This is a genomic window from Chryseobacterium angstadtii, assembly GCF_001045465.1.
Lineage (GTDB): Bacteria > Bacteroidota > Bacteroidia > Flavobacteriales > Weeksellaceae > Chryseobacterium > Chryseobacterium angstadtii.
Window position 1 is genome coordinate 29,263 of the sequence record NZ_LFND01000007.1, and the last position, 14,496, is coordinate 43,758.

10 protein-coding genes are annotated in these 14,496 nt (G+C 37.6%); 8 read left to right on the plus strand and 2 right to left on the minus strand.

Annotated features, from left to right (window positions below):
• Positions 1–167 precede the first annotated feature (167 nt).
• Together gltX and ACM46_RS19205 are read left to right on the plus strand one after the other, a co-directional pair.
• A complete protein-coding gene (gltX, locus tag ACM46_RS19200) occupies positions 168–1,676 on the plus strand; it encodes a glutamate--tRNA ligase (protein ID WP_048508318.1) in 1,509 nt (502 codons plus the stop codon).
• Positions 1,677–1,724: 48 nt separating this feature from the next.
• The gene (locus ACM46_RS19205) at positions 1,725–2,681 is read left to right on the plus strand and encodes an acetyl-CoA carboxylase carboxyltransferase subunit alpha (protein ID WP_048508319.1); all 957 of its coding nucleotides are present in this window, start codon (positions 1,725–1,727) and stop codon (positions 2,679–2,681) included.
• Between the two features lie 71 nt (positions 2,682–2,752).
• Here the strand turns inward: ACM46_RS19205 and ACM46_RS19210 are convergent, their stop codons facing one another.
• The gene (locus tag ACM46_RS19210; RefSeq protein ID WP_048508320.1) at positions 2,753–3,442 is read right to left on the minus strand and encodes a hypothetical protein; all 690 of its coding nucleotides are present in this window, start codon (positions 3,440–3,442) and stop codon (positions 2,753–2,755) included.
• A 241-nt stretch (positions 3,443–3,683) separates the two neighbouring features.
• Here ACM46_RS19210 and ACM46_RS23425 point away from each other — a divergent pair, with 241 nt between their 5' ends.
• From ACM46_RS23425 to gwsS, 3 genes are all read left to right on the plus strand, one after another.
• A complete protein-coding gene (locus ACM46_RS23425) occupies positions 3,684–3,851 on the plus strand; it encodes a hypothetical protein (RefSeq protein ID WP_157859465.1) in 168 nt (55 codons plus the stop codon).
• A gap of 143 nt (positions 3,852–3,994) precedes the next feature.
• Positions 3,995–5,008 (plus strand): grasp-with-spasm system ATP-grasp peptide maturase, encoded by a 1,014-nt coding sequence (gene gwsG, locus ACM46_RS19220; protein ID WP_083997467.1) that lies wholly within the window; start codon positions 3,995–3,997, stop codon positions 5,006–5,008.
• Between the two features lie 173 nt (positions 5,009–5,181).
• Positions 5,182–6,270 carry a grasp-with-spasm system SPASM domain peptide maturase gene (gwsS, locus tag ACM46_RS19230; RefSeq protein ID WP_083997468.1) on the plus strand — a complete coding sequence of 363 codons (1,089 nt, stop codon included), beginning with the start codon at positions 5,182–5,184 and terminating at the stop codon, positions 6,268–6,270.
• 60 nt (positions 6,271–6,330) lie between these two features.
• Here gwsS and ACM46_RS19235 read toward each other — a convergent pair whose 3' ends face one another.
• Positions 6,331–7,056 (minus strand): DUF6759 domain-containing protein, encoded by a 726-nt coding sequence (locus tag ACM46_RS19235; RefSeq protein ID WP_048508325.1) that lies wholly within the window; start codon positions 7,054–7,056, stop codon positions 6,331–6,333.
• A 143-nt stretch (positions 7,057–7,199) separates the two neighbouring features.
• Here ACM46_RS19235 and tsf point away from each other — a divergent pair, with 143 nt between their 5' ends.
• The 3 genes from tsf (at position 7,200) to ACM46_RS19250 (ending at position 14,471) form a co-directional block, all read left to right on the plus strand.
• Positions 7,200–8,027, plus strand: coding sequence for a translation elongation factor Ts (gene tsf, locus ACM46_RS19240; RefSeq protein WP_048508326.1), 828 nt, complete (start codon positions 7,200–7,202; stop codon positions 8,025–8,027).
• 195 nt (positions 8,028–8,222) lie between these two features.
• A complete protein-coding gene (locus tag ACM46_RS19245; protein ID WP_048508327.1) occupies positions 8,223–11,573 on the plus strand; it encodes a T9SS type B sorting domain-containing protein in 3,351 nt (1,116 codons plus the stop codon).
• Between the two features lie 78 nt (positions 11,574–11,651).
• Positions 11,652–14,471: a T9SS C-terminal target domain-containing protein gene (locus tag ACM46_RS19250; RefSeq protein ID WP_048508328.1), complete on the plus strand. Its 2,820-nt coding sequence runs from the start codon at positions 11,652–11,654 to the stop codon at positions 14,469–14,471.
• Positions 14,472–14,496: the final 25 nt, after the last annotated feature.

Below are 14,496 nucleotides of genomic sequence, written 5' to 3' on the forward strand. Positions count from 1 at the left end.
TTATTAATTTTTAAAGACAGATCATCAAATTTTGAAGTAATTGTTAAAAATTACCGCCAAATAACAGCTTCCTGCCTCCCGCTTCAGGCTTCAAGCCCTATTATCCTAATATTCTTAACCAGAACTCAGCTAATTTTAAGTAAATTTGCACCAAAATTTTAATTGAAATGGAGAAAGTAAGAGTTCGTTTTGCTCCAAGTCCTACAGGACCTTTGCATTTGGGAGGCGTAAGAACCGCATTATATGATTATCTTTTTGCTAAAAACCAGGGAGGTGAATTTGTACTTCGTATTGAAGACACAGATACGGCAAGATATGTAGAAGGAGCTGAAGAATACATTGAAGAAGCTTTAGAATGGTGCGGAATCATCCCTGATGAAAGTCCTAAGAAAGGAGGAAAATTTGCACCTTACAGACAGTCTGAAAGAAGAGATATCTACGACAGATATACCGAGCAGATCCTTAAAACAGACTATGCCTACATCGCTTTTGATACGCCGGAGGAGCTGGATGCTATCCGTGCTGAATTTGAAGCTAAAGGAGATGTTTTCTCTTATGACAATAAAACCAGAAACCGACTGAGAAACAGCGTTGCCCTTTCTGAAGAGGAAGTGCAGAAACTTCTGGATGAAAAAACACCGTATGTGGTACGATTCAAAATGCCGGTGGACAGAATCCTGAATCTTGAAGACATTATCCGTGGAAAATCTGCGGTAAACACCAATACATTAGACGATAAAATTCTGGTAAAGAATGACGGAATGCCAACTTATCACTTCGCCAACATTATTGATGACCACGAAATGGAAATTTCCCACGTGATCCGTGGTGAAGAGTGGTTGCCTTCTCTGGGACTTCACACTTTATTATACGAAGCAATGAACTGGCAGGCGCCACAATTTGCTCACCTTTCTCTGATCCTAAAACCGGAAGGAAAAGGAAAATTAAGCAAAAGAGACGGTGATAAATTCGGGTTCCCGGTATTTCCGCTGGACTTCAAAGATCCTGCAACAGGAATTGTTTCCAAAGGGTACAGAGAAAACGGTTATCTTCCTGATGCCTTCATCAATATGGTGGCTCTTTTAGGATGGTCTCCTGCAGATGATAAGGAAATCCTGACTCTGGAAGAAATGTGCCAAGAATTCGATCTTCATAAGGTACATAAAGCGGGAGCCAGATTCAGCAAAGAAAAATCTGAATGGTTCAACCATCAGTATATTCAACTGAAATCCAATGAAGAACTTCTTGAGATCTTAAAAAATACAGACCTTGACCTTTCTGCTGTTTCTGATGAAAAGCTCATCAAGATTATTGGTCTGATGAAAGAAAGAGCTACTTTCCCGAAAGATATTTATGAAAACGGAAAATTTTTCTTCGAAGCACCGACTTCTTATGACGAGAAAGCATCTAAAAAAGCCTGGAACGAAGAAACTTCTGCTGTTTTAGGGGAATTAGCTGAGAATCTTTCTGACACTGAATTCAGTTCAGAAACCATCAAACAGGCAGTCCACGATTTTGCGGAAAACAAAGGCCTGGGAATGGGAAAAGTGATGATGCCGCTGCGTCTTTCCTTAGTAGGAGAACTGAAAGGACCAGATGTTCCGGACATCATGGAACTGATTGGAAAAGAGGAAAGTATCTCCCGAATAAACAATGCTATCAATAATTTTAAATAGTTTTTCATAATTTTTCATAAATTTGAAAGATTTAATTTACTTCAAGAAATGGAATATTTAAGTTTCGAACTTCCTATAAAAGATCTAATGGATCAACTTCAGACTTGTTCTTTAGTAGGAGAAGAAAGTGGTGTTGATGTAAAATTAGCATGCAGCCAGATTGAGGACAAGATTTTGGAAAAGAAAAAAGAAATCTACCAGAACCTTACCCCGTGGCAGAGAGTACAACTATCCCGTCATCCGGATCGTCCTTATACAATAGACTATATCAACGGAATGGTAGATAAAGGAAGTTTTCTGGAACTTCACGGTGACAGAAATTTCGCAGATGATCCTGCCATGATTGGCGGTTTGGCTACACTGGACGGTCAGAAAGTAATGATCATAGGAACTCAGAAAGGAAGAACCACCAAAGAAAGACAGTACAGAAGATTTGGAATGCCGAATCCGGAAGGGTACAGAAAAGCTTTGAGACTGATGAAACTTGCTGAGAAATTCAATATTCCTGTAGTAACTTTAGTAGATACCCCGGGAGCTTATCCTGGATTAGAAGCTGAAGAAAGAGGACAGGGTGAAGCCATCGCCAGAAATATTTTCGAAATGGTTCAGCTTAAAACGCCTATCTTCACGTATATCATTGGTGAAGGAGCAAGTGGCGGAGCTTTGGGAATAGGTGTAGGCAACAAGGTTTACATGCTTGAAAACACCTGGTACACCGTAATTGCTCCAGAAAGCTGTTCTTCTATCTTATGGAGAAACTGGGATCACAAGGAAGATGCAGCCAATGCGCTGAACCTGACTCCAAAAGATGCTTTAAGAGAAAAATTCATCGACGGTATCATAGAAGAACCACTTGGTGGGGCTCATTATGATCCTGAAACAGCTTATCTGAATCTGAAAAATTCAATTTTACAGAACATTAAAGCTTTTTCAAAATTCTCAGGACAGGAACTGGAAACCCAAAGGCAGGATAAATTCATTGCCATGGGACAGTTTAAAGGATAAAAATAAAAACGGTTAAGAAATTTTCTTAACCGTTTTTTTTATGCCGTAAAAAAGATAATGTCTTCAACTATTTATTCAAAAAAATGAGTGACATCATCTTTCTTCAGAATTACGTTTTGAATATATCCGCTCACTTCTGATGATTCCAGTATGGGAGCATTAATCTGCATGGATTTTATAAAACCTCCTTTCTGAGGGGATATTAAGATAATCCTTCCCATTTCCAGATCAAAAAGTCTCATATTAACTATAGCAAACTGCTTTCTGTCTGCCGTTATAAAAGAAATATATTCAACAGGCTCTATATTAGTATTAATGACACCCTGGCCTATAAAGTTGGGATAATTTCTCGAAATTACAGAAGCATTCTGAAAAGGATCTTTAACACTCTCATCAACCAGGCAAACAATCGTAAAAAAGGCTTCATCCGACTTATTTTTGATATAGTACCTGTTGATATTGCTATTTTCAATAGAAAAAGAGACAGCAGCCAGCTTATTTTTTTTTAGTTTAATAACATGGGTCTGGGTCATCATTCCTGCTTTATACGGTAAAACAGGAAATGCACTAAAACGAATCGGATGCTGATCCCGGTTTAAGCCTTCTATATCTTTTTTCAGTAAATTTTCATCACAATTTTTAAGATCCTGCATTTGGTCTATCTGGCTCTGTTTTTCCTTTTCTTCCCAGTTAAATTTCTCTTGCCCATTCATAATGTTAATATTCAATAGTACAAATAAAAATACAATTATTTCTTTCATGGCTTTTTAGTAAAGATAAAAAATAAATCCTTTAAATTCACCTCTGATAGAGTTACTTTTTAAATCATATAGCTGTAAACTAAATGCTTATACAAAACATTTATTCTCTTTATAATGATTTTTTTTGTAAAAAAAACTTTTTTATTTCATTTTTTTTATAAATTAGCTAGACAAATCCAAAAACAATTTTATCATGAAAAAACTTGAAGCATTTGAGATTAAAAAATTATCTCTTAAGAAAATGAACACCTTATTAGGAGGTGTAGCAGCACAATCCTCTACAGGAGGAGTTACAACCAATACATCTGGTAGTGTTGACAGTGACCAAGGTAATGACAGTGGTGCACTTGACAGAGATTATGATGTACCGCAACCGCAGAAACCTACACAGCAAACCTTAATTGCTTAAAAACTTCAGCCCTCTTTTTTAAGAGGGCTTTCTTGTTTATTTTTAAAAATAGTATAAATGTAATATTTGGATAGGATTGAATGACAGTTTGCATCCAAAGCCTATACAATATATATTGACGGGTACTCCCCACCAAAAAAACTATGATCCTGATATTTAGCTCATTACATGATTTCTCTACTACTATGGTATGTGAATGGCTGAATCGTTTTAATGAAAAATTTATACGAATCAACCGTGAAGATGCTGTTGATATCGATTATATTGACTTGAAAAACGGAGAAATCTATCTTACAATAAATACAAAGGACGAAACCATAAATTTGAATACCGTAGATGCCGTATGGTACAGACGAGGCGGATTGGATAGAAATATCCAGATAAAATACGCAAAAAATGATGATCATTATTTATTTCAGGAGGGGCATGTACTCAATAAGCATATTCAGGATGAATACATTACCCTTATATCCTATATGCAGGATAAGATAGAAAAAGAAAAAAGCCTGGGATATAAAAGAAAATCCTCTCTCAATAAATTAAAAGTTTTGGATATTGCCAACGAAATAGGCCTGGATATTCCTAAAAGCTGGATTGTTACCAAGAAAAAAGATCTGATCCGGCTAAAGGAAAAACATGATCTGATCACCAAAGCTATTTATGAAAGTGTATATTATCAGACACAGGATTATGCTTATTACACCTATACCAATGAAATTCTTACCAAAGAAATTAAAAACTTCCCCGATGTTTTCCCCCCATCATTATTACAGGAAAAGATCAATAAAAAATTTGAATTAAGGATATTTTATTTAAGGGGAACATTCTATTCAATGGCTATATTTTCTCAAAAAAATAAAAGAACCCAGGTTGATTTCAGAAATTACGACGGTGAGATTCCTAACAGAAGTGTGCCTTTTGAACTCCCTGATGATATCAAATACAAACTTGAAAAGGTTTTCTTAAAAATAGGTTTAAATACAGGTTCCGCAGATATGGTTGTAGACAGTAATGACACTTATTTCTTTCTTGAGATTAACCCAATCGGCCAGTTCACAATGACTTCACGCCCGTGCAACTACAATCTGGAAAAACTGGTCGCCTTAGAACTAATAAAAATAAAAAATGAGAATTCAAAAATTAAAACTGAAGGATAATCAGGACCTGCCTTTATTCTTAAATTATATCACCCATAATAAGTTTAAAAAAATAGATCATAATAATGAAGGGAAGAAATTTTACACTAAAAATGAAAAATTGAATTTCAATAATTATTACTATGCAACCGAATATCCCATTTCAACAATAATAGATTTTTCCTTCATTAAAAATGATGAATAATAATCCGAAATATTTAAGCCTGTTTAAAGATTGTATCATTGTAAAAGGAGCAGTCAACAGCTTGTTCATGGACCTTACCAGAGAATCTTATTTTGAATTTTCTACCCAATATTATGATATTCTGAAGTCATTTGAGACCCTTCCCTATGATCATGTACTGGATAATAATATTGAAAATAAGGATCATGTTGAAAGTCTTGCCGACTTTCTGCTGGAAAATGAATATGCCCAATTCGTAGAAAATCCTGCCCTTTTTCCGGATATTAATGAGCAATATGAAAGCTCGCAGAAAATTCATACTGCCATAATAGTTTTCGACGGGTCTTATTCCTATTCCCAGCTCAAAGACTGTATTATGAGTCTTGACCAGCTAGGATGTAAACATATTGAGCTGAGACTGTTTGTAGACTTTAATAAAGATTTACTTGATAAGACCATCAGTAAGTATACTTTTAACTTCATTAACAGCATTAATCTGATTACCCGTTTTGATAAAAAACTGAAAAAAAAAGATTACTGGAAGATCATTGAAGATTTTCCCATCATAAGTAATTTATTTATTCATTCTGCCCCGCTAAATGAAAGAAATGCAAAAAGTATTGGTTACGGAGATATTGGAAAACGGAATATAATATATACAGTTCAGACCATCAATTCAAACAATGACTGTGGCAATATCAATGCAGATGCTTTTTTTAAAATAAATCTGACGCAATATCTGCACAACAAAAACTGCAATTCCTGTTTATATAAAAAAATAGCTGTAGATGAAAAAGGAAATATTAAAAACTGTCCTTCCTTAGAAAACACCTTTGGAAATATAAACACATCTTCTTTGAATGAAATCATCTCTACAACAGAATTTGATCAGCTTGGATCTATAACCAAAGACTCCATAAAAATTTGTTCAGATTGCCAATTCAAATATTTGTGTTTTGACTGCAGGGCTTATCTGCAAAATCCTGATGATCTTTATTCAAAGCCATTAAAATGTGGATATGATCCTTATTCTGATCAATGGAACGACTGGAAGAAAATGAAACAAAATACGGCTGCCATTAAATATTATCAATTATAAAATAAAAACGGTTAAGAAAATTTTCTTAACCGTTTTTATGTATAGTTTTCTTCTTTTTTTCTATTCAGATACATTGAGTGCAATCTCAATATCTTTATCAATCTTTTTCAGCGAAGAATATTTGGCATCACATACCATCGTGGTAAGTACATATTCTCCTTTATCTATCAGGATAAAATTCTGTCCTTTTGCAGGAACACTCAGGTTATAATATTTTTTGCCGCTTATTTTCACAACTAGATTACAGCTTGATCTGTTTTTGATATTAATATAGGCATCATTTTTACTCGTATCATTATTAAAAAGATGGGTAAGCATGGCGGCCGTTCTTTTGGCTTCATCAGTGGGCTCAGCTTTAGAGGACTTTCCTGCACTGCTTTTGTTGGCAGATCTTACAGAAGCATAATTCACAGTTCTTTCAGGTTTTGCTCCGGTTGCAGCTGTATTGGTAGCCAGTGTTTTTCCGCTGTTCAACTCGTTATTTTTAACAATATTTTCAATCTTCTCTTTGCTGATAGGCTTAATCGTCGGCTTAGCTTCAGGGGAATTATCAGCCATGATCATATCGATCAGCTTTCTTTTAAAATAATCCGACTTGGCATGCCCGGGATTCTGTTTCAGAAAACCGGCAATCACTCTTGCTTCTTTTGAAGCCTCAGCATCCTGCTCTGTATAGATGATTACCGTTTCCTTTTCTACAACAGCCTTAGATTTCGATTTTTTCTTTTTTTGTGAAAAACCTAAAGCAAAAATGCATAGAAACAGAAGGAGAAAGATTTTTTTCATTAATCAAGTCTTTAAAATAGTATTAAATATATCAATAACGTGAAAAGTCATTTTTTAGTTTATCATTAAAATCATTATCTTTGCACTGCTCTAAAATTAAGCTAAAAATTAATACTAATCTTAAATAAAAAATAATAGATATTATGTCTTATACACCAGCTGCTGCAGACGTAGCAAAATTAAGAAACCAAACAGGTGCAGGTATGATGGACTGCAAGAAAGCTTTAGTTGAAGCTGAAGGAGACTTCGAAAAAGCAGTAGATATCCTTAGAAAAAAAGGACAGAAAGTAGCTGCAAACAGAGCTGACAGAGAATCAAGTGAAGGTGCAGTAATCGCAAGAGTAAACGAAGATAACACTCTAGGTGTTGTTATTTCTTTGAACTGCGAAACTGACTTCGTTGCTAAAAACGAAGCTTTCATCGAGCTTGCTTACGAATTGGCTGAAATGGCTATTTTCGCTGCTACTAAAGAAGAGCTTTTAGCTACAGATTTCCACGGAATGACTGTTGCTGACAAATTAATTGAGCAGACAGGAGTTATCGGTGAAAAGATCGAGATCGGTGCTTTCGAAAGAATCGAAGGACCATTCCTTGGAGCTTACATCCACGCTGGAAACAAAATTGCTGCTATTTCTGCTCTTTCTGCTAAAGTAGACGGAGCTCTTGAAGTTGCTAAAGCTGTTTCTATGCAGGCTGCTGCAATGAACCCAATTGCTCTTGACGAAACAAGAGTTTCTCAGGAAACTATCGACAAAGAATTAGAAATCGAAAGACATAAACTTACTGAAGAAGGTAAGCCTGCAAACATTATCGACAATATCTTGAAAGGTAAAATGCAGAGATTCTACAAAGACAATACTTTGGTACACCAGGATTTCATCAAAGACAGCTCTATTTCTGTTGCTGACTATGTAAAATCTGTAAATGCTGATCTTAAAGTAACAGGATTTGTAAGAGTAAGCCTGGCTTAATCATCTTTCAGATTAAAATATGGATCCCGGTGAAATTTCACCGGGATTTTTTTATGGTTCATGCCCCGGGTTGTTAAGATAATATGAAGCCAATTTTAAATATTTAACAACATCAGCACAAACGCAGATTTGTGAAATATTTTAATTAAAAAATTGATTATTAATGTTTAAATTTGCTGCCCCTTATAATAAAGCATGAAAAAATTTCTACTCGCGATCTGCGCTTTTCTTTTTTTAACCGTTAATGCGCAGCTGGATACCGAGCACTGGTTTGCTCCAATGTCTGCAAGTTCTCTTCAGGGAGCACCCCAATGTTATTTATACCTGTCTACCAACGAAACAGTCCCGTTTTCCGTACAGGTTTCCAATAACAACACGGTATTTTCCACCGTACAGGTAAGTAAAGGAAATCCTGTACAGCTTACCGTTCCAAGCAGTTACATGATTGCTTCTTCTGCAGGCAGCCTTTTTACCCAGAACAATATGGGTCTGCATGTAAAAGGTCCTAAAAAATTCTTTGCCAACTTCAGGTTTTCGGTTCCGAGCCAGGCTGAAATCATTACATCTAAAGGACTGGCAGGTATCGGAAAAACTTTTTTCATTGGAACAGCTCCTACTACCTATCCAAAAGACTATGTAAATTCTACCGTAGGAGTAACTGCCACGGAAGACAATACTACGGTTACTTTATCCGGGTATAATTCTGACATTGTCTTCTCTAACGGCAGTGTGATGCCCGCCAGAACATTCACCATCAATAAAGGGAAGTCTTATATCATGGATGTCATAAGTGATATGGGCGGAGCCAGCAACAGAAAGGGATTGTTAGGGGCAAAGCTTGTTGCGGATAAACCCGTGTCGGTAACCAACGGAAACTTCAACGGTCTTTATACTACTCAGAACAACAGCAATGTAGATATCCTGATGGATCAGGCGGTTCCTGTGGATCGTTTAGGAAAAGACTTTGTCATGGTAAAAGGAAACGGTCCTTCCAACTCAGGAATGGAAAAGGCCCTGATTGTTGCTACAGAAAACAATACCACGCTTATCGTTAACGGAAATCCTGTGGCCGGTGTCAATCTTAATGAGGGAGGATATTATTTGATAGAAGGGACCAACTATATCAACCAGGGGAACGGAAATTATAATATGAATATCTCTGCCAATAAGAATGTTTATGTATATCAGCTTTTGGCTGGAACATCAGGAAATACAGTGTATCAGACAGGAGGAATGAATTTCATCCCGCCGTTAAGCTGCTTTTTACCTCAGGAAATCAATGAAATAGGGTTCATTAACAGAATAGGAACCACTTATTATGATACTAAACTCAATATCATCACACAAACGGGTGCTGCGGTAACTCTGAACGGAAATCCTCTGGCACCAGCTACGGGTCCTTTTCCTGTAACCGGAAATCCGGGCTGGGTTACTTATTCCGTGATGAATGTTTCCGGAAATATCACTGTCAATTCTACCAAACCTGTTACAGCAGGAATTGCAGCCGGAAACGGTGCTGTAGGCTATGGAGGCTATTTTGCCGGGTTTTCTTCGGTACCTGCCATTACCAAAACAGGAGATTGCTATGCAGGAATCCGTCTTGAAGTAGACAACAGCTATGACTCATATCAATGGTATTTCAATGGAGTTTTAATTCCGGGAGCTACTTCTTATTTTATCAATCCAGAATTATATGGTGCAGGAACCTACACCTGCTTTATTACCAAAAACAACTGCGAATCCAGATTAACTTCCGAATACCAGTACACTTTATGTCCACCGATATCTACTACGACCTACAATATCGGATCGTGCAATACAAAAGTGATTACTCCGGCTTTCACAAGTTCTTCACAGGCTATTGTTCCTTCCCATACCAGCATTATTTCTCCGCCCACCAATGGTACGGCCACGGTAGATGCGGTGACAGGGCAAATTACTTATACTCCCAATGCAGGGCTTACAACCGATACTACGGACTCTTTCATCTATTATATTGACGGAAACGGAAATCCTGCAGATTTTGAATATTTCAAAGTGGTAGTGAATATTGATGTTCTTCAGACCCAGAATGCAAGTCTGTCTTCGTGTGCTAACGCCAACGGAAACGGAACATTTAATCTTACCTCTGCCGTTTTAAGTCCGGATACGGGAACAACAGCTACTTATTATACGAATGCCAATTTAACAGGGCAAATTACCAATCCAGCTACTTATTCTGGCCCTGCGGGAACTATTTATGCGAATGTAACTTCTGCTTTCGGCTGTTCTAAAACGGCACAGATTTCATTAACGCTGAATCCTTCCCCGAACATCAATACCAGCAACTTCAATGCAAATTTCTGTGATGATAATTTTGATGGAATTATCAGTGTAAACTTTGCTACCGTAACCCCTCAGATTGTCACCAATGCAAATAATTTCATTGTAAAATATTACCTTGTTCAGGCAGATGCCACTGCAGGAAACAACAATACGCTTCCTATGAACTGGACATACAATACCAATACAACGGTTTATGTAAGAGTTTCAGGCAATACCAACGACTGTCCTCCGGCATTCGGGCAGATCAATTTTACCATCGGAAATAAAATCACGCTGATTAGCAGTTCTGTTTCAGCAGATGTCTGCGATAATGATCTCGGCGGATCTGAACCGGCCAATCTTAATGACTATAAAAATTTATTCACTACAGATCCAGCGGTAATTCTTTCATTCTATGCTTCGCTGGCAGATGCTCAAGCCGGAACAAATCCTATTTCTGCTAATCAGAATATCACTTCTGTCCATACGTATTATGTAAGATTTCAAAGCAGTACAGGATGTCCTAACACGGGGGTTCTCAAACTGACTTTAAAAACACCAAAGAAATCCACCAGACTTTTCAATCAGGTAGTCTGTTCAGATGAAAAAGTGATCCTTGACGCAGGACCTGGATTTACATCTTACCTGTGGAGTAATGGTGCTACCACACAGAGTATTACGGTAGGCGTTGGAAATTATTATGTAGATCTTGGGTTCAACGGGTGTGTATACCGCCAGAATGTAAGTGTAACAACTGCTCAGGCTCCAACCATTACCCGAATAGAGATGTCCGGATCTAATGCAACCGTATATGTAACGGGCGGAACTCCTCCTTATCAATATTCTCTGGATGGAATCAATTACCGGACTTCCAATATTTTCATGGGGCTTTCAAGAGGTATCCATAAAGTATATGTACTGGGTTCAGACGGCTGCCAGCCAGTGACCAAAGAATTTTTGGTATTGAATCTGGTGAATGCCATTACACCCAACGGGGATGGGCTTAATGATGTTCTTAATTATTCTGATTTAAGGATCAAACAGAATGTAAGCATAGAGGTTGCTGACCGCTACGGAGCCCCTGTTTACAAGTCTTCTGATAAAAATTATATGTGGGATGGAAAAGTAAACGGAAGGAACCTTCCTACGGGAACTTATTGGTATGTAATCACATGGACTGAGCCTGATACAAAATTACCAGTTTCGTACTCTGGATGGCTTTTAATTAAAAATCGTGAATAATTTTTAACTTTTGTCATATTTATTTAACACTATTTCAAATATTATTTTAAATTTGTAGAAATCCTAATTCCTATACGAATGAAAAGATATCTACTCAGTTTTGTGTTGTTTTTTTTAACCATTAATACGCTCTTTGCCCAAAGAGATACGGAGCATTGGATTGCGCCATATTATAACACTGTAACAGCTTATACTAATACCCTGTATTTGTCTACAGATTCAGTGACTCCGTTTGATGTAAGAATATACAATAATAATGCTCTGTTAACCACAGTTACCGTAAGTAAGGGTAACCCGGTAACTTATACCCCTAATGCCAATTTTATAACGGCTACGGCGGCGGCTGACGCATTTAAAGTAACTACTAAAGGTTTGTACCTTAACGGAGATAAACCTTTTTATTGCAGTTTAAGACTAGCACAGTTTTCTCACGGAGAAATTGTTACCAGTAAAGGAAAAGCCGGTATCGGTAAACAGTTCTACGTAGCATCCAGTCCTAATACACCTGCATCAGCTACCTATACCGGTAACTATAATTTCACTGCAGGGATTATGGCCACCGAGGACAATACCAACGTAACCGTAACCTGGAATGCCACCGGACTCGTATTTTATGGAGGGGCTCCTACAGGAAACTCCCAAACGTTTACTTTAAACAAAGGGCAGTCGTTCATTTTTGCAGGTCCCGGAACTACGGCGGCCAACCTATCCGGCTTTATCGGAGCCAAAGTGGTAGCAGACAAGCCTGTAACCCTTACCAACGGAAGCAGTAACGGTAACTTCGGAGTAGATTCTCCGGGAGGATCAGATGCCGTACTCGATCAGTCTGTTCCTACTGAAAGACTCGGAAACACTTTTGCTATCGTAAAAACCAAGTCTACGAAACCCGCTGCCAATATGGAAGGAGGAATTATTATCGCAACTGAAGACAATACAGAAGTATATATAAACGGTTCTACAACTCCTGCTGCAACACTTGCTGCGGGTGCCTGGTATAGAATTGACGAAGTTAATTACATCACGCAACCCGGTGCAGGAGCTCATTCCAATATGTATATTTCTACGAATAAAAATGTATACCTATATCAGTTTGTTGCCATAAATAACGATAATGCGACTTGCGGGTTTAACTATATACCACCATTAAACTGTTTCCTTCCGAGGAAAATTGATGAAATCGGTAAGATTAATGAAATGCCGGGGATTACTTCAACCATCAGCTTAAAACTTAATATCCTGACTGAAGCAGGTGCCGTTGTCATGGTAAACGGTAACCCTCCTGCAGTAGCAGAGGGACCTTATCCTCTTACAGGAAATACCCAATGGGTAACTTATGCCATAGAAGGAATAGCAGGTAACCTCACTATTACATCAACCAAAGCTGTAACTGCAGGGGTTAATGGAGGATACAGTACTGCAGGATATGGTGGATATTTTGCCGGATTCTCTTCAATTCCTGTTATTGCGAAAAAAACAGGTGAATGTGCACCCGGTATTGTACTGGAAGTTGACGACAGTTACGAAACATACCAGTGGTATGTAAACGGAAATGCTATACCCGGAGCGGTAGCCAATACATTCTCACCTACTACCTCAGGAAACTATACTGTAAAAGTAACTATGGGTACATGCCCGCCGGTTACTACGCCAATTTATAAAGTATTTACCTGTTTAAAACTGACTACACAGGCATTGAATGCATGTTCTACTAAAGTGATTACCGCTGCATTTACCTCTTCTACACAAACTCCTGTTCCGGGTACGCTGGTTATTGTTACAGCACCTACCAACGGTACGGCAGTAGTTAATGCAAACGGAACTATTACTTATACTCCTAATGCAAATTATTTAGGCCCGGATAGAATTGTTTATAAGTTCTGTGGAAATGCTCCTGAGTTTATAGATTGTGAGCAGATTACCCTGAACCTTACTGTAGTACCTTTCGTAGTGAGAGATGCAATGCTTAAGGCATGTCAGTATGATGTAGATCCGTATGCTTATTTTGATCTTACAAAAGCCAGTGTAACAGACTTTAATCCGGTTGTAAAAAAATACTATCCTACACTTGCTGACCTTACTGCAGGAACCAATGAGATTACCACTCCTGATAATTATCCGTCTGCCGGAGGATATGTGTATATAAAAATAACAACCGCTGAAGGATGTACAGCCAATGCAAAAGTAGAGCTGATTGCCCTTCCGATCAAAAAATCTCCTGTCCTTGTTGACCAGATTATCTGCGTAGACAGCAAGACCAATCTGAATGCAGGTCCGGGATATGATTCATACCTGTGGAGCACCGGAGCAACTACGCCTGCTATTCAAAATGTAGGAGTTGGAGAATACTCTGTAATTCTGGGTAAAAACGGATGTTTCCTTAAACAGACTGTAAGAGTAAGAAAAGCTGAAGACCCGGTAATTACTAAAATTGAAATTTCCAATACAACAGCAACAGTTATTGTAGACGGTGGAAAAGCTCCTTATCAATATGCGGTAGATACTCAGGCCAACTGGCAGGATTCCAATGTATTTACAGGACTTACTAGAGGACAGCATACTTTCTATGTAAAAGACGCTTACAACTGTGATCCTACAACGGTAGAAGTTACTATTCCTAACCTGATTAATGCCATTACTCCTAACGGGGATAATAGAAATGACTTTATCGACTACAGTGAGCTGGCATATAAAGAAAACCTTTCTTTTGTAATTTATGACCGATACGGAAATATGGTATTTACCGGAAATAAGTTCAACAATTACAAGTGGGATGGAAAACATTATGACAAGAAACTTCTTACAGGAACATATTGGTATCATATCAACTGGAATGAATCCAATAAGGAAAAAACGCCAATCAAATATACAGGATGGATTTTAGTTAAAAATATCGAATAACCTACCCTGATTAGTAAAATAGATA

Excerpts from the sequence above, each read along its gene's own strand:
- gltX (WP_048508318.1), top strand. The coding sequence starts at position 168 with ATGGAGAAAGTAAGAGTTCGTTTTGCTCCAAGTCCTACAGGACCTTTG.
- ACM46_RS19205 (WP_048508319.1), top strand. The coding sequence starts at position 1,725 with ATGGAATATTTAAGTTTCGAACTTCCTATAAAAGATCTAATGGATCAA.
- ACM46_RS19210 (WP_048508320.1), bottom strand. The coding sequence starts at position 3,442 with ATGAAAGAAATAATTGTATTTTTATTTGTACTATTGAATATTAACATT.
- ACM46_RS23425 (WP_157859465.1), top strand. The coding sequence starts at position 3,684 with ATGAACACCTTATTAGGAGGTGTAGCAGCACAATCCTCTACAGGAGGA.
- gwsG (WP_083997467.1), top strand. The coding sequence starts at position 3,995 with ATGATCCTGATATTTAGCTCATTACATGATTTCTCTACTACTATGGTA.
- gwsS (WP_083997468.1), top strand. The coding sequence starts at position 5,182 with ATGATGAATAATAATCCGAAATATTTAAGCCTGTTTAAAGATTGTATC.
- ACM46_RS19235 (WP_048508325.1), bottom strand. The coding sequence starts at position 7,056 with ATGAAAAAAATCTTTCTCCTTCTGTTTCTATGCATTTTTGCTTTAGGT.
- tsf (WP_048508326.1), top strand. The coding sequence starts at position 7,200 with ATGTCTTATACACCAGCTGCTGCAGACGTAGCAAAATTAAGAAACCAA.
- ACM46_RS19245 (WP_048508327.1), top strand. The coding sequence starts at position 8,223 with ATGAAAAAATTTCTACTCGCGATCTGCGCTTTTCTTTTTTTAACCGTT.
- ACM46_RS19250 (WP_048508328.1), top strand. The coding sequence starts at position 11,652 with ATGAAAAGATATCTACTCAGTTTTGTGTTGTTTTTTTTAACCATTAAT.